25 protein-coding genes are annotated in these 22611 nt (G+C 51.2%); 15 read left to right on the top strand and 10 right to left on the bottom strand.

Translation table 11 applies throughout. The features are described 5' to 3' along the window. Nucleotides 1-19 precede the first annotated feature (19 nt). Nucleotides 20-409, top strand: a complete 390-nt coding sequence (locus AC0YNW_RS15505) for a DUF1499 domain-containing protein (RefSeq protein ID WP_387474290.1) — start codon at nt 20-22, stop codon at nt 407-409. Between the two features lie 84 nt (nt 410-493). Here the strand turns inward: AC0YNW_RS15505 and tpx are convergent, their stop codons facing one another. Continuing rightward, entirely contained in the window at nt 494-1018 is a 525-nt protein-coding gene (gene tpx / locus AC0YNW_RS15500; RefSeq protein WP_387474228.1) for a thiol peroxidase, read from the bottom strand. A gap of 131 nt (nt 1019-1149) precedes the next feature. On the opposite strand from tpx, the gene gltC reads away from it, so the two are divergent. After that, the gene (gltC, locus tag AC0YNW_RS15495) at nt 1150-2040 is read left to right on the top strand and encodes a glutamate biosynthesis transcriptional regulator GltC (protein ID WP_387474226.1); all 891 of its coding nucleotides are present in this window, start codon (nt 1150-1152) and stop codon (nt 2038-2040) included. 89 nt (nt 2041-2129) lie between these two features. Here the strand turns inward: gltC and AC0YNW_RS15490 are convergent, their stop codons facing one another. Beyond that, nucleotides 2130-2798: a zinc metallopeptidase gene (locus AC0YNW_RS15490; protein WP_387474224.1), complete on the bottom strand. Its 669-nt coding sequence runs from the start codon at nt 2796-2798 to the stop codon at nt 2130-2132. 32 nt (nt 2799-2830) lie between these two features. Then, entirely contained in the window at nt 2831-3271 is a 441-nt protein-coding gene (locus AC0YNW_RS15485) for a MerR family transcriptional regulator (protein WP_387474222.1), read from the bottom strand. 347 nt (nt 3272-3618) lie between these two features. On the opposite strand from AC0YNW_RS15485, the gene AC0YNW_RS15480 reads away from it, so the two are divergent. From AC0YNW_RS15480 to AC0YNW_RS15470, 3 genes are read left to right on the top strand one after another with little or no spacing between them, the layout of a single operon-like run. Continuing rightward, a complete protein-coding gene (locus AC0YNW_RS15480) occupies nt 3619-4995 on the top strand; it encodes an ammonium transporter (protein ID WP_387474220.1) in 1377 nt (458 codons plus the stop codon). Nucleotides 4996-5036: 41 nt separating this feature from the next. Next, nucleotides 5037-6104: a DUF294 nucleotidyltransferase-like domain-containing protein gene (locus AC0YNW_RS15475; protein WP_475832690.1), complete on the top strand. Its 1068-nt coding sequence runs from the start codon at nt 5037-5039 to the stop codon at nt 6102-6104. 20 nt (nt 6105-6124) lie between these two features. Next, nucleotides 6125-6859: an exonuclease domain-containing protein gene (locus AC0YNW_RS15470; RefSeq protein ID WP_475832689.1), complete on the top strand. Its 735-nt coding sequence runs from the start codon at nt 6125-6127 to the stop codon at nt 6857-6859. Here the strand turns inward: AC0YNW_RS15470 and AC0YNW_RS15465 are convergent. Continuing rightward, complete coding sequence (locus tag AC0YNW_RS15465) at nt 6845-7276, bottom strand: M67 family metallopeptidase (protein WP_475832688.1); 432 nt, start codon at nt 7274-7276, stop codon at nt 6845-6847. The two genes, AC0YNW_RS15470 and AC0YNW_RS15465, sit on opposite strands and share 15 nt — an antisense overlap. 69 nt (nt 7277-7345) lie before the next feature. Continuing rightward, the gene (locus AC0YNW_RS15460; RefSeq protein ID WP_475832687.1) at nt 7346-8560 is read right to left on the bottom strand and encodes an MFS transporter; all 1215 of its coding nucleotides are present in this window, start codon (nt 8558-8560) and stop codon (nt 7346-7348) included. 105 nt (nt 8561-8665) lie between these two features. Between AC0YNW_RS15460 and AC0YNW_RS15455 the strand changes: the two genes are divergently transcribed. Beyond that, complete coding sequence (locus tag AC0YNW_RS15455) at nt 8666-9226, top strand: TlpA family protein disulfide reductase (RefSeq protein WP_475832686.1); 561 nt, start codon at nt 8666-8668, stop codon at nt 9224-9226. A 55-nt stretch (nt 9227-9281) separates the two neighbouring features. Here the strand turns inward: AC0YNW_RS15455 and cimA are convergent, their stop codons facing one another. Beyond that, nucleotides 9282-10895, bottom strand: a complete 1614-nt coding sequence (gene cimA, locus AC0YNW_RS15450) for a citramalate synthase (RefSeq protein ID WP_387474208.1) — start codon at nt 10893-10895, stop codon at nt 9282-9284. Nucleotides 10896-11271: 376 nt separating this feature from the next. Between cimA and AC0YNW_RS15445 the strand changes: the two genes are divergently transcribed. The 3 genes from AC0YNW_RS15445 to AC0YNW_RS15435 all read left to right on the top strand — a co-directional run bounded on the left by AC0YNW_RS15445 (nt 11272) and on the right by AC0YNW_RS15435 (nt 14425). Further along, nucleotides 11272-12558, top strand: a complete 1287-nt coding sequence (locus AC0YNW_RS15445) for a DNA polymerase IV (RefSeq protein WP_475832685.1) — start codon at nt 11272-11274, stop codon at nt 12556-12558. Between the two features lie 78 nt (nt 12559-12636). Then, complete coding sequence (locus AC0YNW_RS15440; RefSeq protein WP_119799274.1) at nt 12637-12879, top strand: ferredoxin; 243 nt, start codon at nt 12637-12639, stop codon at nt 12877-12879. Between the two features lie 163 nt (nt 12880-13042). Next, entirely contained in the window at nt 13043-14425 is a 1383-nt protein-coding gene (locus AC0YNW_RS15435; RefSeq protein WP_475832684.1) for a L,D-transpeptidase, read from the top strand. Nucleotides 14426-14432: 7 nt separating this feature from the next. On the opposite strand, the gene AC0YNW_RS15430 is transcribed toward AC0YNW_RS15435, so the two are convergent. Continuing rightward, complete coding sequence (locus tag AC0YNW_RS15430; RefSeq protein WP_387474201.1) at nt 14433-14573, bottom strand: hypothetical protein; 141 nt, start codon at nt 14571-14573, stop codon at nt 14433-14435. Between the two features lie 190 nt (nt 14574-14763). Between AC0YNW_RS15430 and AC0YNW_RS15425 the strand changes: the two genes are divergently transcribed. Together AC0YNW_RS15425 and yjbM are read left to right on the top strand one after the other, a co-directional pair. Beyond that, on the top strand, nt 14764-15861 hold the full coding sequence (locus AC0YNW_RS15425; RefSeq protein ID WP_475832683.1) for a quinone-dependent dihydroorotate dehydrogenase: 1098 nt from the start codon (nt 14764-14766) through the stop codon (nt 15859-15861). 17 nt (nt 15862-15878) lie between these two features. Next, the gene (gene yjbM, locus AC0YNW_RS15420; RefSeq protein ID WP_475832682.1) at nt 15879-16685 is read left to right on the top strand and encodes a GTP diphosphokinase; all 807 of its coding nucleotides are present in this window, start codon (nt 15879-15881) and stop codon (nt 16683-16685) included. A gap of 108 nt (nt 16686-16793) precedes the next feature. Here yjbM and AC0YNW_RS15415 read toward each other — a convergent pair whose 3' ends face one another. Next, nucleotides 16794-17330: a PCYCGC motif-containing (lipo)protein gene (locus tag AC0YNW_RS15415; RefSeq protein WP_475832704.1), complete on the bottom strand. Its 537-nt coding sequence runs from the start codon at nt 17328-17330 to the stop codon at nt 16794-16796. Continuing rightward, complete coding sequence (locus AC0YNW_RS15410; protein ID WP_475832681.1) at nt 17330-17854, bottom strand: thioredoxin family protein; 525 nt, start codon at nt 17852-17854, stop codon at nt 17330-17332. Before AC0YNW_RS15410 ends, AC0YNW_RS15415 begins: the two co-directional genes overlap by 1 nt. Nucleotides 17855-18285: 431 nt before the next feature. Between AC0YNW_RS15410 and AC0YNW_RS15405 the strand changes: the two genes are divergently transcribed. Then, nucleotides 18286-19083, top strand: a complete 798-nt coding sequence (locus tag AC0YNW_RS15405) for a pseudouridine synthase (protein WP_475832680.1) — start codon at nt 18286-18288, stop codon at nt 19081-19083. Between the two features lie 56 nt (nt 19084-19139). Continuing rightward, nucleotides 19140-19943, top strand: a complete 804-nt coding sequence (locus AC0YNW_RS15400; RefSeq protein ID WP_475832679.1) for a Cof-type HAD-IIB family hydrolase — start codon at nt 19140-19142, stop codon at nt 19941-19943. Between the two features lie 151 nt (nt 19944-20094). On the opposite strand, the gene AC0YNW_RS15395 is transcribed toward AC0YNW_RS15400, so the two are convergent. After that, on the bottom strand, nt 20095-20184 hold the full coding sequence (locus tag AC0YNW_RS15395) for a sporulation protein YjcZ (protein WP_116045057.1): 90 nt from the start codon (nt 20182-20184) through the stop codon (nt 20095-20097). 417 nt (nt 20185-20601) lie between these two features. On the opposite strand from AC0YNW_RS15395, the gene murA reads away from it, so the two are divergent. Together murA and AC0YNW_RS15385 are read left to right on the top strand one after the other, a co-directional pair. After that, nucleotides 20602-21891 (top strand): UDP-N-acetylglucosamine 1-carboxyvinyltransferase, encoded by a 1290-nt coding sequence (gene murA / locus AC0YNW_RS15390; RefSeq protein ID WP_475832678.1) that lies wholly within the window; start codon nt 20602-20604, stop codon nt 21889-21891. Between the two features lie 28 nt (nt 21892-21919). After that, nucleotides 21920-22585: an HAD family hydrolase gene (locus AC0YNW_RS15385; protein ID WP_475832677.1), complete on the top strand. Its 666-nt coding sequence runs from the start codon at nt 21920-21922 to the stop codon at nt 22583-22585. Nucleotides 22586-22611 lie beyond the last annotated feature (26 nt).

Here is a 22611-nt window from a genome sequence, read left to right as displayed (position 1 = left end):
CTAGAGGGGGAGATTCTTGTTGTTGAAGCGGACCTTAATCGGGCTGCTGCGCAGTCATGAACAGACAGGCGACAAAGCGAAGGATCCATTGCTGAAATCGCACTTCTACAAGCTTTCGAAGGACAAGGCGTGGGAAGAAGTGTTATCTACTCTGAAGAAGATGCAAGGCTACAAGGTATTACATGAAGTGCAATCCGTCGGAGAGATTGTGATGGAGAAACGTACAGTGTTCGGTCGTACGATGGACATTACCGTTTCAGTCATCAGCGTGAATCCGCTAACATCTGCGGTTGATGTCTATTCCGCTTCCCGTGGCTCCTTGGGGGATCTCGGCTCCAACTATCGCGTCATATTGGAAATCTATCGTGTTTTGGACAAGAAGCTTGGAGCTTTTAAGGTAAATAGCTAATACATAAACAAAGCGAGGAAGGGTTGTCCTTCACTCGCTTTGTTTGCAGTCAGCCGATGGAATGCATCGGCTGGCGATTCTATGTTACACCAGAGCTTTGGCAGCTTCGATCGCTTGCTCGTAGTTGGGATGCTCAGTCATCTCAGGTAAGTATTCGACGTAACGGATCGTGTTGTCGCCGTCGATGACGAAGATGGAGCGCATGTCTAAGGCAAACTCTTTAATAAAGACGCCGTATGCTTCACCGAAGTTCTTGTTCTTGTAGTCGGACAGCATGACGACTTTGTCTACGCCTGCTGCGCCGCACCAGCGCGCTTGTGCGAACGGAAGGTCTACGCTCACGGTCAGAACGACGACATTGTCGCCCAGAGCGGCTGCAGCTTCGTTGAAACGGCGGGTTTGAGCGTCGCATACGCCTGTGTCAATGGACGGAACAACGGAAATCAATTTGACTTTGCCTGCATAGTCGCTCAGGCTAACAGTTTCCACCAGGGATTTGTTAAGGGAGAAGTCCGGAGCTTTGTCTCCTACTTTCAGTTCAGGTCCAATCAATGTAAGCGGGTTGCCCTTGAACGTGGCAACGCCTGTGCGTTCTTGTGGTTGTGTCATGTTATACTTCCTCCTTGGAATGGATTATGCGATACGTGATCATTATAATCGCAATGAAAGACGCTTGTCCAATAAATGGCGAATAATTAAGATCAACATAAAGGTTGATTACGGGAGAGAATCGAAAGCATATGGAACTTCGACAGCTTTATTATTTTGTTAAGGTCGCACGGAAGGAACATGTTACGCAAGCTGCTGAAGAGCTTCATGTGGCCCAGTCGGCAGTCAGCCGCCAGATCCACCAGCTGGAGGAGGAGCTTGGCGTCAAGCTGTTTGTTCAGAAGGGGAGAAATCTGCAATTGACGCCGGCGGGTGCGCTGTTTCTGAAGAGAGCCGAAGTGATATTGTCCGATCTGGAGCGGGCCGTTATCGAGGTTCATGAGTTTCTGGATCCGGAGAAGGGTGAGATCAGGCTCGGATTCCCGCATAGTCTTGGCAATACGCTTATTCCGCAAGTGGTTGCAGCGTTCCGCAAGCTCCACCCGAATGTGAAGTTTCGGTTCAAGCAAGGGATGTACCCTTCGCTTATTCGTGATCTCGTTAAGGGGGAAATCGATCTTGCGTTTATCTCCCCGTATCCGAAGGAGAATGAACAGGTATGCGGCGAGGTGCTGCTGACAGAAGAACTGTATGCGATTCTGCCGCCCGGCCATTCGTTGTCGGACGAAGAAGAGATCGAGCTGGCTCAGCTGAAGGACGAGACGTTCGTAATATTCGGCGAGGGCTATTCACTTAGGCCTATCGTCTGGGAGGCGTGTCTGGAGGCCGGATTCGAGCCTAAGATCGGTTTCGAGGGCGAGGAGACGGATACGATCAGGGGACTGGTTGCAGCCGGTATGGGAGTGAGTCTGCTGCCTGAGCTGGCGCTGCATCAATCCGGCCTTCTGCAGCCGGCCAAGGTTCGCATCTCGAAGCCTGCCGTTACGAGGACGATCGGCTTGGTCCATCGGAGCAATGAGAAGCTGCCGCTGGTAGCAAAGCTGTTCCACGGATTTCTGCTGCGGTATTTCAAGCGTGATTAGCAATCGACAGGGGGAAATTAAGGGGTGTAAGCAGAAGAGCCCTCTGATGGCATACAGGCCGTCAGAGGGCTCTTTCTATTTGGTGAAGGTTAATCGCGGTTTTGGGTAAAGATCAGGACGTAACGGATGAGCTCCAGCAAAGAGAGGAGGGCAGCCGCTACATAAGTCAGCGCAGCGGAATTCAATACTTTGGCTACGCCGCGTTCTTCGTCGTTCGTAATGAAGCCTTCGGCAACCATCAGATCACGCGCTCTGTTGCTTGCGTTGAATTCAACTGGCAGCGTAATGAGCTGGAAGGCGACGGCTACGGAGAAGAAGATAATTCCGAGGCCGATCAGATTGAATTGGCCAAACAAGAATCCGGCAAGAAGCAAAAATGGCGCTACGCCGGAAGCGAAGTTCACGACAGGGAAAATTTTGTGACGGGCAACCAGGAACGGATAAGACACGGAATGCTGAATAGCGTGTCCGACCTCGTGGCAGGCGACCGAGATAGCCGAGATGGAGTTCTCGTAATATACGGGTTCCGACAACCGCACAACGCGGTGGATCGGATCGTAATGGTCGGTCAACGCGCCTTGAACCGGTTCGATCGGCACATCGTGCAGACCGTTGTTGTCCAGCATCCTTCTGGCGGCTTGATAGCCGGTAAGGCCGCTGTTCGCCGGTACTTGCGCCCACTTTTTGAAGGTTCCCTTGACGCGGAATTGTGCCCAGATCGTCAAAGCGAAGGCTGCAATTATCAGGATGATCATCATTTCATTCCTCCAACTTATGGTGTAGGACATCGTTACATGAGCGAGCTCTTGTTCATGAGTAGCATCAGAGCTTCGATACACGCAGCTGTCTGCGGCGTGAGTGTCGAGTAAAAACGATGCGCCTGACGGGGCTTAAGCTGCTTGATGACGGGCTCGAGCTCCTTCACCTCGCGCTCCAGCTTCGTCAAATGCTGTTGGATCTCCGTCAGCTTAAGGGAGATTTGCTCCTCTGGCGTAACCCTGCCCCAGCTATCCAGACTGGCTTTAATCTCATCTAACGTATATTTGTCCTTTTTCATATCCTCAATACGTTCGAGACGCTGCAAAGTTTCGTGAGAATATAATCTGTAGTTTTTGTCGGATCGTTTTGCAGGTTCTAAAAGTCCCATCGAGGTATAATAATCGATTGTTCTTGCGCTGACCTTGGCAAGTCTGGACAATTCTCCGATCCGATACAATTGGATAGCATCCATTCTATCACCGCCTTTGATCGTTCTTCATTATAGTTAATGATAATCCTTTAGCAACCATACAGTCAAACGTCTGACATGTGAACAACATGCAGTTAGAAAGGGAAGGGGTTTATCCTTGTCCAATTAGCCGAAAAAGGGGCGTAAACGCGAAGGATAGAGAAGTGTTTCCTCTATTATATAGATGTTTTATGAGAAAAGGCTAACGTTCGTGTCAGGTTTTCTGCCGAACGTTAGATTTTTTTTGCAAAAATCGAAAATGCATATTGTCAAAATAAGCTGTTCTGACTATAATGACAATAAGTCTTTCGTAATGTGTTAGGTAACATAACATTAAAGGAGTGGTCGTATTGGTAAAGAAGACTTTTCTCGCGTTAGGATTAATGACAATCGTATTCCCGGTTGTCGCATTCGCAGCGGATCCGTCCGGTGCAATGCTTGACATGGGATTGAACTCCCTGTGGGTCATGCTTGCATTTATTCTCGTATTATTGATGCAAGGCGGATTCATTCTTCTGGAAGCCGGCTCCACTCGTATGAAGAATGCTGGCCATGTTGCCGGCAAAACCATATTTACGGTAGGCCTTGCGGCCCTGATCTATTGGGCGGTTGGCTACGGGATAGCCTTCGGGGGAGCGAATGCCGAGAGCGCTATTAGCAAATTTATCGGTTGGGGCGATTTCTTCGTCAATCCTGGCACTTCCGGTGATCCGGCTACGGAAGGTTTCCCTAGCGCCGTATTCTTCCTGTTCCAGCTAGCGTTTGCAGCTATCTCCCTATCCATCGCATGGGGCGGCTTCGCAGAACGCGCCAAACTATCCTCATACATCGTATTTACGCTCTTCTACATCGCTATAATTTACCCTGTAGTCGCACACTGGATCTGGGGCGGCGGCTGGCTGGCTGATCACGGCGCCCAAGACTTTGCCGGCTCCACGGTCGTTCACTTGTCTGGTGCAGTAGCAGCTTTTGTGGCTACGGTACTTCTGAAGCCTCGTATCGGCAAGTTCAACAAAGACGGTTCGGCGAATGAGATTTTGGGTCATAATCAAGTGTTTACGGCTCTTTCCGTACTCCTTCTGTGGGTAGGCTGGTTTGGCTTCAATGCGGGCTCTACAGTTGCTATCGGTGACGGGTTCTTTACTTACGTAGCATTCACTACCATGCTCGGCGCAGGCGCAGGCGGCGTCGCAGCGCTTCTGATTTCCTGGGCTGTGACAGGCAAAGCTGACATTACGGCGATGCTGAACGGTACGCTTGGCGGTCTGGTTGCCATCACGGCATCCTGTGCGTTCGTTGATCCTTGGGCTGCAGTCGTAATTGGTCTGGTATCCGGTGTTCTCGTCTTCTACAGCGTGAAAATGTTTGAAAAACTGAAAGTCGACGATCCAATCTATGCACTGTCGGTTCACGGTATGGCTGGTATCTGGGGTACGCTTGCGAACGGTATCTTTGCAACGCAAGAGCTAGCTGATAAGGTAGGCGTCGGCACAGGCGGCCTGATCGACACGGGCAGCTGGAAGCAGCTGTGGGTACAGTTGGAATCCGTCGTATTTGCGGGCGCTTTCGTACTCGTCACTTCCTTCATCGTGCTGGGTGTTATGAAAAAGATCATGGGCTTCCGTGTAACTGAGGAGCAAGAAATTATCGGTCTTGACCTGAGCGAGCATGGCGCTTATGGTTATCCTGAGCAACTGAAAAAACCGGGTCAAGGTATGCAAGGCTAAGCTAACAGGACTAGCGGACTGACCGAAGGGGAGGGCGGCGCATGAGTGATCCGATGCGATCGCAGTACGCCAAGAAGATAGCTTCCGCAGATCGAATTGACGGTCTTCGCTGCTTACGCGATCAATTGCACGAGCAGATGGAAGCTCTTCTCCCATCGCGGCCGGTAGAACAATTGAATGAACAGTTGAACGAGTTGCATGATGCCATCATACACAGAGCGATTGCAATCTCGGAAGCGGACATGGCACGGATGGGGAAAGGGTCTCCCCCCGTGCCTTACGCATATCTATTGTTCGGCAGCGGTGGACGGAAGGAACAGACATTGTCCAGCGATCAGGACAGCGGTGTCGTATATCAGGATTCCAATACGAATAGAGAAGCGATCAAGCAGTATTTTGGGGAACTATGCTCGCTAATTGTCAAAAACTTAATAGCTGTCGGCTATCCTCCTTGCGAAGGGAGGGTGCTGAGCGATAATCCGGAATGGTGCCATTCGCTTAGTGAGTGGGGAGAGAAGCTGAACGGCTGGTTCAAGGAGCCGGAATGGGAAGTGGTACGGTATTTGCTCATTATTGCAGATGGCCGCTGCGTGTACGGAGATCCGGCTTTGGTGGATGCGCTGAAAGACATGTTCTATACCGATACGCTTAATCATCCCGTCATTATTCGGAGAATGACCGAAAACACGATGCGGCACAAGGTGCTCGTGGGGATCTTCGGTCAATTGCTGAAGGAGCGTTACGGCGAGGATGCGGGGAGCCTGGATATCAAGTACGGCGCTTATATCCCTATGGTAAATTCCATCCGGCTGCTTGCGATTCAAGCGAATCTTAGAGAGACATCCACGCTGGAGCGTATTCGGAGGCTGGTGGAGGAGGGGGAACTGTCTAGTGAAGACGGCCAGAGCTATGAACAAGCCTTCCGATTCATTCTCAGGCTTCGTCTCATGACAACCGAACAAATGGAGAACGGGTTATACGCCAATAACGGCAAGCTGCCAAGGGGCGAATTGTCCAGGGAGATGATAGATGAGCTTAAGAGCAGTCTAAGGCAAGGCAAGAGATTGCAAAAAGCGGTGTACAAAGGGACAATGGGCAGGCTTATGTAAGAGTAAGGCGGTGCATATAGATGAAAGAACAAAGAGGCGTTGGCCGAATGTGGAGCTTATATAAGATGGGAGGCGTTACGCCTGCCATCGCATCGATGCTCGGCTCGCCGAATGCGCAGCAAATGGCCTTTATTCGTAATGTGAATCGGGAGCAGCGCAAGCAATCCATGCTCGACATTCCGCTAAGAGAGCTTGAGATTGTTGTATTTGATCTGGAGACGACGGGCTTTAATCCGAACAACGGCGACGAAATTATTTCTTTCGGCGCTGTTGTCGTGCGCGGAGGAGAAATGGCAGAGGGAGAAACCTTCTATAGTCTGGTCAACCCAAAGCGGCTAATTCCGAAAGCGATCGTAGAGCTGACAGGCATTACGAACGAAATGGTACAAGAGGCGCCTGATCTGATGGAGGTGCTGCATGACTTTATGGCTTTTGTCGGACGGAGGCTGCTTGTCGCGCATGCATCCGGGCATGACAAGCAGTTTCTGAATGCGGCACTGTGGCGGACGTCCAAAGTGAATTTGAATCATCGCGTGCTGGATACGATGATGATCGCCAAGTGGCTGGAGCCCGGCCTGGAAAACTACAGCCTGGACGACCTGCTGATGAAGCATGGCATTCCCATTACGGAAAGGCATCATGCTCTGGAGGATTCACTCATGACCGCCCAGCTATGGCATGTCTATCTGCGGCGCATTGTCGAGCGGAATATTGTAACGCTAGGCGATATGTACGCTTATTTAAGCAAGCACTAACGGAATCGGCATGAACCTGCCGCCCCGCATCCGGTAAGGCTGGGTTACGGGACTGCCCGTCTCCTGCAAGGAGACGATCCAATACGTTATGCCTGCATGAGATGTAAAGCCGGCATAGTCGTGAATGGACGGCAGCGCTAATGAATGAGGATGGGAATGAAAGAAACCGACAAGCTGCTGTCGGTTTTTTTGTATGCCAAAAAACGTATGGGTCCACTCGGCGGGATGGAAGGCGAAGGAAACCTCAGGCTGCTTATGAACGTTCTGAATCGGCAAGACAATGTCGATCGATTCGGAAGTTTCGCTGCGCGCAAGCACACCGCATGCTTCATGGGGATAGGAGCGTGCGCATACCGCCAACAGCTGTTCATAAGCATCGACCGTGATTTTGGCATCAGGATACGTTAGCTTTGACATCTTAACACCTCGGTTCTACAATGATTCGTCACATGGATTTCTTCTATTGTATTATACCGATGGAGGAGCTTACCGTGAAGAAGAGGTCTTTGCTTGTGGTTGGCCGGGTCGAACAAATCGGGCAACGCCGAACAGGACGATAGCGCTTAGTATGGTAAGGGAGATGAACAGCCAAGTCACAGATCGGTCGGCAGCCCAGCTTAATAGAGGCGGACCGGCGGCAACGCCTAGGAAGCGCAAGCTATTGTACAAGGAGGTCACCATGCCGCGATGAGACTGGTCTACAGCTCCTGTAATCAGCGTATTAAGACAAGGAAGCAGCAGCCCCGTACCGACACTGCTAAGCGTAATGAAGCTGATCAGCGCGATGAATGCGGCATGCCATATGGAAGCGGCTATTAATGAAACCGTGACGACGGATAATCCGATTAGCATTAATTTGCGCATCAGCTCTTTATTTTTTTTGATCACTCGACCTGTTGTGTATGCGGTGATGACCAGCCCCAGCAATGGAATGGCCAGCACGCCGCCTTTGGCTACCCCATCAATGGATAAAGGCGGCTTCTCCATCATGTCGGACAGATAGAACAGCATGCCGAACAGGATAAAGAGGCCGAGCGATCCTGCCAAATAAGCCGTAATGAGCCATTTGCCATTGTTTCGGAAAATCTTGGCCATCCCTTGCAAATACTCCCCAAGCGGAACGTTCTTTCCTTTATGATCGGGCTCCTGAATGAGCCATAGCACAGCGGCAAAGGCAGCGGCGCAGAAGATCGGGAATGCGAAGAATGGAGCATACCATGACCAGAGGCCAAGAAGTGAGCCGAGAATGGGACTGATTACTTTGCCGAAGCCGTTCGAAGCTTCGATCAGTCCAAGCGCTTCGCTTTCCTCGCCATCCTTATACAGGTCGCCAACAAGCGCCATAGCGATCGGAGCAGTGCCTGCCGCGGCCATGCCCTGGATGATCCTTGCGACGACAAGTGTCGGGTAGGAATGCCACACCGCTCCAAATCCGGCGAGTATGCCGGCAGCACCGTAGACGGCTAGCGCGGGAAGGATGACCGTCTTGCGCTTCATTCGATCAGACAAATAACCGATGATAGGTATGAACAGCCCTGCAGATACCGAAAATAGTGTAATAACGAGGCTGGATTGCAGCTCGCTGATATTCATTGCTTTGGCCATATCCGGCAGGATAGGGACAAGCATGGAATTGCCAAGCACGAGCACAAGCGGTACGCTGGCGAAAGCCGCGTATTGCAGCCATTTGGACCTAGCCATAGTTAACCTCCGGTTGAATCAGGAATGGTGACGGTTTTATGGCTAATTTGCCCCCTGTATTGAGCTTCCATACGACGCATGATACGATGGAGGCAATTGTGTACAATGAATGAATTGGAAGCGAAGGGATGCCACATGAGAAAAGTTGCAGCATTAATGATTATCGCTATATTTTTCGCGGGCTTGGCCGTTTATCAATATAATCAGGATGATGCATCGGAAGCCTCGTCATCTCCCGATTTCAAGCCTAAAGCGGGCTTCGTGGCCGAAGCGTTCGAGCTGCCTGATCTGGAAGATAAGGCCATTGAGATCGGCGGCAAAAACGACAAGCTCATCTTTGTTAACTTCTGGGCGTCATGGTGCGGACCTTGCGAATTGGAGGCTCCTGACTTGCAGAAGCTTCATGAGAATTACGGGGATCGGATGATTCTGTATGGGGTGAACGCCACCAAGTATGACAAGGAGCGCGCAGCTCGTAAGTTTGTGGACGACCATGACTTTACGTTCCCGATTCTGATGGATCGTCCCGGTGATGTGACGAAGCAATATAAAGTAACGACGTTCCCGACAAGCTTCCTGATTGATGCAGACGGCGTCATCCGTGAGCGGATCAATGGCGTCATTACGTACGAGGAATGGGAGCGCCTTATTCAGAAATGGATATAAAAAAGCTGTCTCTACGGTTGCCGCAAGGCATCCGGGAGACAGCTTTTTTGCTTGCTTAATGATTGACTAAGCCTAACCGTTCGTGGGTACCTGGCAATCCGTGACCGACTTTGTCCATGCTTAGCAGCGCATAGCGGATACTGCCGAGCAGTGCTTCCCAGCTGGCTTCAATGACATTGCTGGAGACGCCCACCGTACTCCATGTATTGTCCAGTCCCGTCGATTCCACCAACACCCGTACCTTGGCCGCCGTTGCGTCCTTCTCATCAATGACGCGCACCTTATAATCGGACAGATGGATCTGCTCGATTTTCGGGTAAAACTGTACAAGCGCCTTGCGCAGCGCATTGTCGAGCGCATTGACAGGACCGTTGCCTTCGGCTGCCGTGTAGACTTGCTGGCCGTCCACGTTGATCTTGACGATCGCCTCGGAGATCATGACGCCGTTGGACTTTTCCATATGCATTTTGAACGATTCGACCGTAAAGATTTCCTTCATATCCGTGAAGGCTTCGCGTAGCAGAAGCTCAAGCGACGCGTCTGCGCCTTCGAATTGGTAACCTTGATGCTCCAGTTCTTTGATCTGGTCGATGATTTGCTTTGTCTTGTCATTGTTTGTATTCACATCAAGGCCAAGCTCGTGGGCTTTGGAGATGATGTTACTTTGACCGGCGAGCTCCGATACAAGAATGCGCTGCTTGTTGCCAACCAGCTCAGGCTGGATATGCTCGTAGGTTTTGGAGTCCTTCATAATCGCCGATACATGGATGCCGCCCTTGTGTGCGAATGCCGCATTGCCGACATAAGCCTGGCCGACAGGCATATGGACATTGGCGATCTCACTTACATAGCGCGCCGTATTTGTCAGTGTGCGCAGCTTCTCTTCCGGAAGGCAGTTATAGCCCATCTTGATCTGCAAATTCGGAATGATGGAGCAAAGGTTGGCATTGCCGCAGCGCTCGCCATAACCGTTGATGGTACCCTGTACCTGACGTGCGCCCGCTTGTACGGCGGAGAGTGTATTCGCAACCGCAAGCTCGCAATCATTATGGGTATGGATGCCGATCGAGGCTGTAAGCTCCGATCTGACACGCGAGACGATCTCATGAATCTCGCTCGGCAGTGTACCGCCATTAGTATCGCACAACACGAGCCAGTCCGCTCCTGCATCCTGCGCTTTGCGCAGAGCCGCCAGTGCATATTCCGGATTATGCTTGTAGCCGTCGAAGAAATGCTCCGCATCATACATGGCTTCCATGCCGTTCCGCTTCAGGAACGCGAAGGAATCGTAGATCATCGCAAGATTCTCTTCAAGCGTCGTCTGCAGGGCCGTATGCACGTGAAAATCCCATGCCTTGCCGACCAGCGTCGCAGCAGGCACGCCTGACTCCACAATACGCAGCAAGCTGGCATCCTGCTCTGCAGCCGAATGTTTGCGGCGCGTGCTGCCGAAAGCGGTAATGCGCGCATTCAGGTTCAGCGACTTTACGCGTTGAAAAAACTCGATATCCTTGCTGTTGCTTCCCGGATTCCCGCCTTCAATATACTGAACGCCCAGCGCGTCTAGCTTTAGGGCAATTTTCAATTTGTCGTCTGCGGACAGGCTGATGCCTTCTCCTTGCGTTCCGTCACGCAGCGTCGTGTCAAAGATCGAGATGTTAGCGGACATTTCTGATGACGCCTCCTTCACTGATAGCCAATACAAATCATAATTTATTATTATAACACTTTATCTATTTAAAGTAGAGGGGGAAAGTTATTTTTTTCACGGAGTTCTTCGCATTGACTTACCTCTATATCAATTATATGCTGGAGGAAAGGGGAACGGATATACGCATTTTTCTTTTTTAGAGGTAGTTCAAAAAGTCCATTTTTGATCACGAAGGGGATCAGGAAGTCTACTCGACATCGAATATGGCATTCAGCCGGAACTTACGGTGCTCAAGTGGCTTCCACTACGCTCCTTATTTCCTGGCTTCATCCCATCTTCTCGGTGCTGAAAACCGGACTTTTTGAACACGCACTTATAGGTGAGGTAGAGAGCCATGAGCGATGTGAAGGATCACTATCCGGTCAATGGGCGGGTCATTATCCACTTGGATATGAACGCGTTTTATTGTTCTGTGCATGAAGCGGAAGAGCCGGAATATTATAAGGATAAGCCTACTGCTGTATCCGGCAGCGTGGAGCAGCGCAAAGGAATTATCGTAACCTGCTCCTATGCCGCCAGGAAGAAGGGCATCAAGACGGGAATGGCCGTCAAGCAGGCAATGCGCATATGCCCGGAGCTCCTGCTGATCAAGCCGGACTTCAATCTATACCGAAAGTATTCTCACGGGTTCATGAGTATTGCCCGGCAGTTCACGCCGCTCGTAGAGCCAGTATCGATTGATGAGTGTTATATGGATATTACGGGCTCCAAGCTGCTTGGAACGCCTATGGAAATCGCGGAATCCCTTCAAAGCCGGATCAGGTCGGAATGGCAATTGCCTTGCTCCATCGGGCTTGCGCCTAATAAGCTGCTTGCCAAGATGGCATCGGATATGAAGAAGCCGATGGGACTGACCGTTCTGCGCTTGCGCGATGTCCCGAATATGCTGTGGGATAAGCCATGCGGCACCCTGTTCGGCATAGGAGGCAAGACAGCCGACAAGCTGTCGAAGATGAATATTCAGACGATCGGTCAGCTGGCGAATACGGAGGAAGCGCTGCTGATCAAGCAATTTGGCGTTATGGGCGCCTGGATGAAGTCTGCCGCTCACGGGATCGATCATTCCATTGTTAACCCCAATCGCGAGCAAAGCAAGTCCATCGGGCATACAACAACGCTGCCGAGCGATCTGACGGAGCAGGATGATGTTTTTCGCGTGCTGCTTAATCTTTCGGATCAGACGGCCCGAAGGCTTAGACGCCAGAAGCTAGTAGCCTCTACCGTTCAAATTACCATTCGCCGTCCCGACATGTCCACCATTACAAGGTCCCATACGATAAGCGCTCCTACGCAATCGACGGAGGAGATCAACAAGGAAGCCCGCAAGCTGTTCCAGCGGCATTGGAAGCTTGGAGACCCGATCCGCCTGCTGGGTGTCACGCTGCAGAACCTGGCTCCGGCAGATGAAACGGCCGTTCAACTGGATTTGTTCAGCTATGAGGAACAGCCCCGGAAGGAGGCTTTGACCAAGGCGATGGACGCTCTTCGCGACAGATTCGGCGAGGACGCAGTATTGACTGCGGGCATGCTGGGTGACGATCCGTCGACCCTGATCCGAAACAAGCGAATTCGGGGCACGTCCTTGCAAAAAGACGATACTTTGTTATATATTGATGAGTGAGGAACCACGCTTTAAGGCATCATACACACAGAAAGCGAACGGATTTATTCCGTATATTATAAGGAGGGAATGTAGACCATGGCTAAATTTACATGGGTAGAGAAAGATACTTGCATCGCGTGCGGAGCGTGCGGAGCGACTGCACCGGATATTTATGATTACGATGACGAGGGGATTGCGGAAGTCATCTTCCAGAATGACGGGAACACAGGAAACACTGAAATTCCTGAAGATATGTACGACGACCTGCAAGATGCATGCGACGGTTGTCCGACGGATTCCATCAAAATCGCCGACGAGCCGTTCAACGCTCCGGGCTAATGATATAGCCATCATAAGTTAACAACAAGCTCCCTCAAGACCGCGTGGACGGATCGAGGGGGCTTTTTTGATGCGTTTTCCACCTTACCGGAAGATTGATATCGATGATTTCGCATCCCCTGCCGATATACTTGATAGAGAAGAGCAGGCGGAGGGATTATAGATGGAAAAGCTGGAGGACATTATCTATCTGAAGCAATTCGTAAAACAGCATCCCGACAACAAGATGGGATGGTACTTGCTCGGGAAACATTATTTGCAAGCGGGCAAGGAAAGCAAAGCGAACTATTGCTTCATTCAGGCAGGCGATATATATGAAGCTTTCGAGCAGGAGACGCATCCGCTGGCGGAGCAGCAGCTGGAGGAGCTGAAGGAATGGAACAAGCAGCAGAAGAAAAAGAGGCTGGTTTGGAAAATCGTATTGGCAGCCATTCCGCTGTTATTGATTGCCTTGCTGCTGCCGCTTAATCCTTTCTGGCATAAGGAGCCTCAGGATACTGCGCCCGCTCCGGCAGATAAGAACGCGCCAGGTCTAGGCGTCGTATTCGTGCCTCAGAAGGAGGGCAAACCGATCGGTTATGCCATGAACGCTATTGTGGCTGCCGGCGGAGCGGCTCCAAAGCAGTCGCTGGCGGTACGTCTGGAAGAGAAGGAGGGCTGGAGACAATGGAACGGCCATTCCCGCTTCCTCTTGTCCTCAACCAAGGAAGCAAGCGGCAACCGCGCTGCATTATCCATGCTGGACCGCGATTCATGCGTATGCGAGCCGGGAGATACTAGCGGTGTCAAAAAGCTGTTCGCGAAATGGCGCGAGGAGCAAGAAATGCACTGGACGCTGGCTAGCGGCATTCATCAGTATTACCGCCTGTACGGGAAGTGGCCGCAGAAGCTTGACGACCTGATCCGGCCTTATCCGCATAATGTATTGTCTGGAGAAGGCGAAGGCATGAAGGAATGGTTCCCTTATGTTCTGGCGAAACTAAAGGATAAGCAGACATCTAATGGAAAGGCTGAGCAGGGCAGTGACGGGCAAGGCTCCAGCAATAAAGAGGCTCAGCCAGGCAACGCTATCGGCACTAACGGCATCTATCAGCAAGATTGGAGCAAGCCGCTGGAAATTGTGATCGACGTCTCCAACTACCGGCTTGCCGTCGTACAGGACAAGATGGTCGTTCGCAGTTACGAGGTGGGGCTTGGAGGCGAGAGGACGCCGGAGGGGAATTTCTACATCAGTGAGAAAGTAAGAGATCCCAATGGTACGGATGACGGCATGTTCGGCAGCAGAGGCATGACATTGTCGGGGACGCTGTACGCCATCCATGGAACGGATGAACCGGACAGCATTGGCAAGGACGAGTCGCTTGGCTGCATACGAATGAAGACAGCCGACGTTGAGGAGCTGTTCGACATGGTGCCTCTTGGAACAGCGGTGAAAATTAAAAACGGGACGCTCCCGTCAGATGCGAAGCCGCCAGCAGAAAGATTCAAGCTGGAGCCGCAGCAGAACGAGACCAATCCCGCCAAGGTGTATCAATGGTTGACGTAAACAAAGCTTACGAAGTGAGAATAAGAAGTGCGGCGATGGCAACGACTACGACTCCTACGATGCAGGCGATCCAGACCAACGCCTTCTTGTTCACTTCCTCCTTCGGTTTTGCTTTCAATGTGGCTGGCTTTCTTTTGGGTGCGCCCATTTTCAAATCAACCTTTCTATATCTGATTTCTGTGTCTTATCATATGCATATATTGTAATCGTTTTCGTCCAAAGCCGCAATACAACTTGGCCAATTGAAGCTTGCGCCTCCTTGCGCGAGCTCTTTTCTTTTTGCTCTAAAAGGGATAAACTGTTCGTTAGAGCATACATAGCGGAACGGAGTGAAAGCTTTGCTTTATTCATCGATTCTTAAACCCATTTTTTTCAAAATGGACCCGGAGAAGGCCCATCATCTAGTTATTGACGGCATGGCTGCAGGGAGCAAGATTCCCGGCATGACCGGCATTATGAACGCCATGTATGGCGTATCGGAGTCTCCTGAGCTGAGAACTGAGCTGTTCGGGCTGCAATTCCCTCATCCGATCGGGCTTGCAGCCGGACTGGACAAGAACGGCAAGGCGCCGGACGGATTCTCCAGCATCGGCTTCGGCTTTGCTGAGGTAGGCACAGTGACGCCCAAAGGACAATCCGGCAATGAGCTGCCGCGGCTGTTCCGGCTTCCGCCGGATGAAGCTTTGGTTAATCGGATGGGCTTTAACAATGAAGGCGCGGCGGCAATGGCGGCATCGCTGGCGAAACGCAAAATCCACCGCGTTCCCATCGCCGTCAATATCGGTAAAAACAAGGTGACGCCGAACGAGCTTGCGCATGAGGACTATCAAGCTTGTATTCGTGCACTCTATGATTATGGCGACTTCTTTGTGGTGAACATCAGTTCGCCGAATACGCAGGGCTTGCGAGATTTGCAGCACGGGGACGAGCTGAAGAAGCTGCTCGCTGCCGTTATGGACGAGGTGTCGGCGCAGGCGGGAGCGCGCAGACAGAAGCCGAAGAGCGTACTCGTCAAGATCGCGCCGGACATGTCGGAGGACCAACTGGAACATACCGTAGCGACGATCATGGAGAGCCATGTATCAGGCATAATCGCTACGAATACGACGTTGTCCCGTGAAGGGCTGGCTCATGCTAACGCGAAGGAATCGGGCGGCCTTAGCGGCTTGCCGCTAAAGGAGCGCTCCACGGAAGTCATCCGGTCCGTCTATCGCCAGACAGATGGGAAGCTGCCCATTATTGGTTCCGGCGGCATTTTTACTGCGCAGGACGCATACGATAAAATTCGCGCAGGAGCTTCGTTGGTAGAGATTTATACAGCATTAATCTATAAGGGTCCGGGCGTGTTGCGCGAGCTGACAAGCGGACTGAAAGAATGTTTGCGCAAGGACGGCTACCGTCATATTGCCGAAGCAGTGGGCGCAGATCATCGTTAGAAACAGGAGGCGGCCGGATGGACGGACGAGACTGGAGTCTATTTTTACAGCCTTACGAACAAGCAGTAGAGGAACTGAAAGTTAAATTCAAGACGATGCGCATGGAGCTGAAGCTAAGGGAAGCTTATGCCCCGATCGAATTCGTGACGGGACGGGTGAAGCGCGTATCAAGCATCTTGGAGAAAGCAAGGCGGCTGGGTGTCGCCTCGGATCAGCTGGATACGGGGATTGAAGATATAGCGGGCATTCGAATTATGTGCCAGTTCGTCGATGATATTCGGCGCGTGGCGGAATTGATCCGCAACCGCAAGGACCTTCAGCTTGTATATGAGAAGGATTATATTACAAACTTTAAGGATAGCGGATATCGAAGCTACCATATGATCGTGAAGTACCCGGTGCAAACTGCGCTGGGTTCGATGGACGTACTGGCGGAAATCCAGATACGGACACTCGCGATGAATTTCTGGGCGACGATCGAGCATTCCCTTCATTATAAATTCAAGGAAAGCTTGCCTGACGAAGTTCGCATCCGGCTTAAGAAAGCGGCAGAAGCCGCCTTCCAGCTGGATACCGAGATGACAAGCATCCGCAAGGAGATACTTGATGCGCAGACGGAGTTCGAGGAGCAGTCCAATGTCGTCTCGCGCGTGCTGAACGGCATTCAAGACCTGTACTTCTATCATCGCATCCGCGAAGCGGCTCAGTTCCAAATGAAATTTAATGAGCTGTTCGAGCATGAGGATTATGCCGGGTTGTCCGGCCTTGCCGGGGACATCAATCAGTCCATCGCAAAGGCGAAGAAGAACAGCGCCAGTGAATAAACACGCAGCATGAAGAAACCTCCGGCACTGCCGCATCGGGCGGCAGTGCCGGAGGTTTCTTGTTCGCTTGGGTATCGTAAGCAATGACTGTGCCGAAGGCTGGCAAAACTAGCTGGACGATTTCTTCGGTTGATAGTTGTCGTTAATATACTTCAGAATTTCCTCATCCGTCTTGCCTTGCTTGCTTAAGGCGATGACTTCCTCCATCTCTTTCTTGCAGATGCCGCAGCCTGTGCTATGATCCGTCCAGGTTACGCTGCCGTCATCTGCGGGATGCTCCGCCCAATAACAGCGCAGCAGCGAATCATGAGGCTCATCGAACTCGGTTCCTTGCATGCAGCCGCAATAACAAGGGATGCCGCTCAGCATATGCATGTGGCTGTGAACTTCGGAGTAGAGGTCCTTGGTCAGCTTGGTATGTGTTTTCAGAAAACCGGGCAGTGTCGTGACGGATGAAGTTGTCTCCCACATCTCCGATCCATGAAGATGCGCCTTGCCTTTGTCGTCGCTGGTGCCGCAAGCGGCCAGCAGCGTAATCAGGGCAAATCCTAATAGCAAAGCATACATGACGGATCTAGCAGTTCGGTTTTGGTCTGAGTTGTCTGCTTCGTTAGGCTCGGAAGATTGTACTCCGCTCCTTCTCATCACTGCGCATCAGCTCCCGCGTGTTTGGTGAAGAACGCTTTGAAATCATCAAGCGTATGTCCGACGGTCGTGCCTTCCTCGCGAAGACCGCCTTCCAGCCGGTCCACTTCTACGCCGTCTTTGTAATAAAGCAATGTTGGCGTAGATTCGACATTCAACCTCGTGCCGTATTCGTTGAACTCCAGCAGGTTGAACATCGGCATTTCAATTCCCATATCGTTTACGATAGGCATGATCTGAGGAGTCGTGTTCAGACAGTATTTGCAAGTCGAGGAAAAGGCATATACGAAGAAGTCTTCCTTGCTGTCAATCTTATTATCCATTTCTGCAGGCAATATGATATTCTGATAGTTAGGATTGTCCAGAAGCGAGCGTGTTGCGGGATTTAATTCGGAAGCGGGCATGCCGTAAAGCTTATTGTCTTTCTCCAGATTGCCTAAGACAAAGATAGACCCGAATAGAATGATGACAATACCGATGTAAACATAAATCATACTTACTTTTTTCTTTTTCTTCTTCATCATTTTAACCTCCGCTTTCGTTGTAATGGTCATGATATAGCAGGTCGTTCATGACTCACTTACTTTTTATTATATACCAAAGCGGAGTAGGTTTGTACATGCAGGATGTCCTAATGGACTGAGCGGGAGGAAAGGCGCAGAATGGGCAATATACCGGCAAAGTTTCTAGCAAAAATGCAAAATTTGCTTCAGGATGAATATGACAATTTTATGTCTTCCTTTGAAGCGCCGAACGGCTCGTGAGCTAGGAGCCGAGGCAGCGGACAGAATTGAAGGCACGGTAAGATGATGCCCTCATCTGCTGGAAGGAGAGGGGCATTACGACGCGGTGCTGCGCAAATGGGATCTGTGTGGATAGATTCCGCTCGGCTGAGGGAAATATATGGGCGGCATGCTGAAGAACGAGCTGTCGGCCGGATGGAGGCAACTGTAGAATGGCAGAGAAATTACGGATAGACAAGCTGCTTGCGCATATGGGCTTCGGTACGAGAAGCGAGATCAAGAGGGCGGTCAAACAGGGGAAAGTGGCGGTTGACGGGAAGGTCGTAAAGGACAGCGGGCTTATTGTTACACCAGACGAGCATACCGTCACCTATGACGGGGAGACCGTTGTCTATCGGGATGTTATTTATTTGATGCTGAACAAGCCTCAGGGAGTCATCTCGGCAACGGAGGATGGAAGAGAGCGGACTGTCATTGATCTGCTGGCCCCTGAAGACCGACTGCTGAATCCGTTCCCTGTCGGACGGCTGGATAAGGACACAGTAGGATTGCTGCTGCTGACCAATGACGGAGGGCTTGCACATGAGCTGCTCTCGCCACGCAAGCATGTGGACAAGACTTATGAAGCGCTTGTTCTCGGGAATGTGAACGAAGATGATGTGAAGGCATTCCAAGAGGGCGTTACGCTGGATGATGGATATGTGACACTGCCGGCGGAGCTGCAGGTGCTGAATCGCTCGCTGTCCCCTCGTCCGGAGGGATCAACTGCTGATTCATCGGGAGATCAATCTTCTCCTGTCCATTCGCTTATTCGACTCACAATCCGGGAGGGCAAGTTTCATCAGGTCAAACGAATGTTCGAAGCAGTGGGCAAAAAGGTGCTGACCTTAAAACGGGTGTCCATGGGCCCTTTAATGCTGGATGAATATTTGCCTGAGGGACATTACCGGGAGCTGACGGAGGATGAAGTTGAACAGTTGAAGGCTCATCGCGGCAGCGGCAAGAAATGACGGACTGTCATAGGCGTTAAATAGAGAATAAAAAAGAGAATGGGAGCGGTGATGAGATGAAACTGGGTTATGATTTGATCGCGCTTGATGTGGATGGAACGCTGCTTACGGATGATCATAACTTGCTGGAAGAAGTCAAGGAAGCGGTTCAGGAGGCGGCGCAAGCCGGAGCAGATATCGTGCTGTGCACAGGGCGGGGGCCGATGGGAACTTTCCCGGTACTGACGGAACTGGAGCTTAGCGGCATTCTGATCACCCATAATGGCGCGGCAACAATTCGATCGGAGGACCGTGAGGTTTTGTTTCAATATGATATTGACAGCGGAGAACTAATGGATATCCTTGACTACTGCAGGGTGAATCGCATTCATTTTGACTTGAGCACAACATTCGACATGTATGTGGAGGCTGTAACCGAAGAAGTCATGAAAATGTATGAGCATCATCAAGTGGAGCCCATTATGGGCAGCTTTGCTGAACGATTCCCGGATGGCATGGTCAAGATAACGCTGTTCGGATCGAAAGAGCAAATGGATCTTACCCAGACGTATTGGGAAAAGAGAAAGTCAAGTTTGCAATTCATCCGCAGCGGCGACTTTTTTATCGATGTGCAGAGCCCCAGCTCCAGCAAAGGGGTTGCATTGAAGCAATTGGCCGAAGTGAAAGGCATCGATCGAGCGAAAATATTAGCTATCGGCAATTATTATAATGATATATCGATGCTTGAATATGCCGGACTCGGCATTGCAATGAGCAATTCTCCGGAATCGGTGAAACAAGCGGCTGATCAGATCGCCGGTTCCAATAATGAAGGCGGGGTCGCAGCAGCGATCCGGCAATACGCCTGGCAACAAGGATAACCGCACAAGCTTGACAGCAAAAAAGGACGACTCGGCCCTGGCGGAGTCGTCCTTTTTTTCATGCTATGACATATGGAGAGTGCGATATGCAGCAAGCTTTTGGTTGCGGCACAATCCGCTCCTTCGTCTTAACAGATGCTAGGTTCGTTTATTACAGGAATACTCTCGTAATGATGACGAGCAGAATAAACAGAACCAGGATTACACCTGTCGTCGTGTAGCCTCCATACACACCGGACATGCCAATTCCTCCTAGACTGTAGTTACCGATAGGCGGGCCTGCAGGCGCTTGGTAGGGGCTTCCCCCACAATCGGTATACTGTATGGTATGCAATCCGGATCGTTTGGCTTGGACGGCTGTCTAGCAGATTTTGTATTTTGGAAGGGCTGCTAGGGACTGGCAGCCAGGGGTCATAAAGCAGCAGGGACAAGTATGAAAAAAAGTTCATAAAGAAAAGCGGGAGGATAGATTGACAATCATGAAACAAAATGAATAATATTGAAAGGATACCATGGGCCATTTATTATTTTTAAATATAAAAGAGCTACTATTTATCATACATCATATCGCATGTGAAGGCGTTCAGCTTTAATCGCCAGTTGGGATTGCGACATATCAGTTCAGACTATATCTACTTATTGCGGAGGTACGAAATTCATGAACGTTATTCAAGTGGAACGCTCTCCCGGGCTGCGCGGTTCGGTCAAAATTCCAGGCTCCAAAAACAGCTCGCTGGCTCTGCTGGCAGCAGCCTGCTTAACAGACGAGACAGTTATTCTGCACAATATCCCTGATATTGCTGATTACCGGGTGATTCGGGAAATTACAGCTGAGATCGGCATCTCCATGCAAGTGACGGGAGCGGGTACGGTAGTGATTAATCCCGCGGGCATTCGTCATGCCAAGATTGACCCGGTTAAGTCGGCGACATTCAGAACTGCCTATTATTTCATCGGCGCCTTGATTAGCCGTTGCGGAAGCGTATCCGTCGGCTATCCAGGCGGCGATGACTTCGGAGATCGTCCAATTGATCAGCACATCAAGGCATTAAAGGCTCTTGGCGCCGAGCTCTCCTTCTATGAAAAGCATTATGAAGCCAGCGCCCGTGTATTAAATGGAGCCGATATCTACTTTGACACCATTACGTCTGGAGCTACGATTAACGCTATGCTGGTAGCGGTGCGGGCCAAAGGCTCCACGGTGCTGCGAAATGCGGCGAAGGACCCAGAGGTGGTTGATACCGCTCAGCTGCTCATCGCGATGGGAGCGCGTATATCGGGAGCGGGTACGGACACGATCCGTATTGAAGGCGTTCGGTATTTGCACGGTTGTACGTACACGGCGGTGCCTGACCGGCTGATTGCGGGTTCTTTCCTCATCGCCGCCGGCGTAACAGGCGGCATGATAACAGTTGAAGATGTTATACCGGAGCATCTGGGCTCGACGCTTGCCAAGCTGAGGGAAATCGGCGTCCAGATTGAGACGAATAGTGATTCGATCACTGCGTACGGAGAAGGTCCACTGCGGGCGACTCGTGTGCGGACGGGGATGTACCCCGGGTTTCCAACGGATTTGCAACAGCCGCTGACTGCGCTTATGGCACAGGCGCCAGGCAAAAGCATCGTGACAGACAAAATTTATCCCAAACGGTTCGCACATGTGCAACAGTTGAAACGGATGGGGGCCGATATCGAGCTTCGCGCCGGTTCTGCATTTATCAAGGGTGGCATGCCGCTGCGAGGTAACCTGGTTCATGCATCCGATATTCGGGCAGGCATCTGCTTGCTGCTCGCAGGATTGGCTGCTGAAGGCACCACTCGGATAACGGGGGTCTATCATTTTGAACGCGGCTATGAGAATATTGTGGATTCTTTCCGTTCGCTTGGCGCGAAGCTGGAAGTTCGCGAAGCCCATGAAGCCGATATTGAATTGCCGCAAGTCAATTAACGGTTGAGACCAAGTCAGGGGGCCTTTGATGGGGGCTGTTTCGTGCATTTTGTTCGATTTGGACGGTACGCTGCAAGATAGCGAGAAGCTTGCGACGGAAGCGCAACGGTTCGGTTTCCGCTCTGTCCTGGAGCGGGAAGCAATGGAGGAAGAGCTGAGTCAGCTGAAAGGCAAGCCAGTCGCAAAAGTAATCGGTATTCTGTTCCCGGAGTATGGCACTCAGATCTTCGAACATGCAGTTCGCTATTACGATGCCAATTGCACGACTATCACGTTATACAGGGGCGTGCGGGATATGCTGGAGTCGCTGTCGGAGGCAGGGTATCCGATGGGGATTGTTTCATCCAAAAGGAAGGCCTATGTCCTGAGAGAGCTGGAGGCGAACGGTCTGCTTTCGTTTTTTGACTGCATAGTAGGTCAAGAGGATACCGGTGAGCATAAGCCGAAGCCAGCCCCTTTGCTGCTGGCCGCAGAGAAGATGGGTGTTCCCGTGGAAACATGCTTCTACATAGGCGATCAGGTTAGCGATATTCTGGCGGCTTCATCTGCTGGTATGGCAAGCTGCGCTACACTGTGGGGAGAGGGCGAGCGCAAGCTGCTTGAGCAAGCCCAGCCCGATTATGTGTTCGAGACGCCGGAAGAGCTTGTCTTGCATTTGCTGAGCGCGAACGACCTGCTGAATTCAGCAGGTTAACTTCATCACAAGAAACCCAGTCCGAT

Source organism: Paenibacillus sp. J31R120 (assembly GCF_056269225.1).
This window is presented reverse-complemented; position numbering and strand designations above follow the sequence as displayed.